The organism is Geodermatophilus sabuli (assembly GCF_010686765.1).
Taxonomy (GTDB): domain Bacteria; phylum Actinomycetota; class Actinomycetes; order Mycobacteriales; family Geodermatophilaceae; genus Geodermatophilus; species Geodermatophilus sabuli_A.
In genome coordinates this window covers 1-1,625 of sequence record NZ_JAAGWF010000043.1, presented here as the reverse complement: position 1 = coordinate 1,625, position 1,625 = coordinate 1, and the positions used below count along the sequence as shown (strand labels likewise).

2 protein-coding genes are annotated in these 1,625 nt (G+C 75.3%); both read right to left on the bottom strand.

Going from position 1 to position 1,625, the window contains the following annotated elements:
* Window positions 1–97: 97 nt before the first annotated feature.
* Window positions 98–715 (bottom strand): TasA family protein, encoded by a 618-nt coding sequence (locus GCU56_RS22885; RefSeq protein ID WP_163482544.1) that lies wholly within the window; start codon window positions 713–715, stop codon window positions 98–100.
* A gap of 137 nt (window positions 716–852) precedes the next feature.
* A complete protein-coding gene (locus tag GCU56_RS22880; protein WP_163484490.1) occupies window positions 853–1,518 on the bottom strand; it encodes a response regulator in 666 nt (221 codons plus the stop codon).
* Between the last annotated feature and the right edge of the window lie 107 nt (window positions 1,519–1,625).

The following is a 1,625-nucleotide window of genomic DNA, read 5'->3' as shown; positions in this document are numbered from 1 at the left end:
GACCGGGGGCAGCGCGCGGGCTGCCCCCGGGGCGGCGAGGGGGAGGACGGCGGTCATGGCGGGCTCTTCTCCGGGTCGGGGCGGGTCGGCGGCCGGGTCAGCGGGCGGTGCCGGCGCGCTGCGTTCCGGAGAAGGTCAGCTCGAGCTTGCTGGTCTTGCCCTGGAAGGTGTTGTCCGCGGTGGTGGGCAGCGTGACGGTGAAGACCAGGTGGTCGACGCCGGCGGGGTTGAGGCTGTTCGCGGCGGCCATCCCGAAGGTGCCGACGACCGGGCCGGCGCCGAAGGTCTTCTCGGTGCCGCCGACGCAGGTGTAGGTCGGTGCGGTGGCGGTGCCGCCCTGGGTCCAGGCGACCGTGCAGGACTTCAGGGTCAGCTGCAGGCCGTTGGTGATGTCGGTGTTGAGCACGCTGGAGACCGGGGCGGTCACGCCCAGGCTGACCATGGACAGCGCCGAGGTGCCCTTGTTGGACAGGGTGACGGTGCGGGAGAGCGAGTCGCCGGGGACGAAGTCGGCGGTGGTGGCCGGGATGGTGACCGCGCCCTGGGCCAGGTCGATGTCCACGCTGCCGGCCTTGACCTCGGCCGAGATCGGGGTGGTGGAGTCGGTGAAGGTGCCGAAGGTGCCCAGGCCGGCGACGGCGGCGGCGGTGCCGATCACGCCGAGGGAGCCGACGATCTTGCGGGCGGTGGTGGTGCGGGCGGCCGTGGTGCGCATGTCCAGATCTCCTGTGTGCGGGACCGGAACGGGTTGTTCCGGTGACACAGACGACTCTGGGCGGCCAACCGCAGGGCACCCGCCCGCCTCCCGCAAGACAACCGCAAGGAATGGCGGGGTTGCCCGCAGGTGCCGGGTCAGGCGCCCGCGACGGCCCGCAGCTCGACCACCAGGTGGTGGGCCAGCACGCCGCGCCGGGCGTCCTGAGCGATGGCCCGGCAGACGGCGGCCACCTCGGGGTGCCCCAGCTGTGCGCTGGTGCCGGCGAGGGTGGCCGAGGCCCGGGCGAGGGCCGTGGCGTCCCCGGCCTGCGCACCGTCGGCGATCGCGGTGAGCCGGCCGGGCAGCGCGCTGACGTAGAGGCGCTGCAGCCGGTCCATCAGATCGGCGTCGACGTCCTCGCAGTGCTCGGCGGTGCCCTCGGGTGACGGCAGGTCCACGACCGGTGCTGCGGTCCGGCGGGTCAGGGCGCCCAGCAGCACCCCGGCGTCCACCGGCTTGGACAGGCAGGCCAGCGCACCGGCCGCCAGAGCCGCGGCGCGGTCCGCGGACGGAGCCGGGCCGGTCACGACGAGCAGGTGGGCGCGGCAGCCGATCAGGCGCAGCCGGCGGAGGAGGGCCAGGCCGTCCCCGGCCGGGGCCGCGAGGTCGGTGACGACCAGGTCCGGCTGCAGGCGGCGGGCCCGCACCAGCGCCTCCCTCGTGCCGGCGGCCTCGTGCACCTGCCAGCCGGTCACCCGCAGGAGCCCGGCCACCCGGGTCCGGTCGGCCGCGGAGGCGTCGACGACCAGGGCGGTCAGCACCGGGTCGTCCCGGACGGGGACGAGTCGTCCTCGTCGTCGGTGGTGGTGGTGGGTCGCCAGATGGTGAGCAGGAGCCAGCCGGCGAGGAGTGCGGGGGCGCCGTAGAC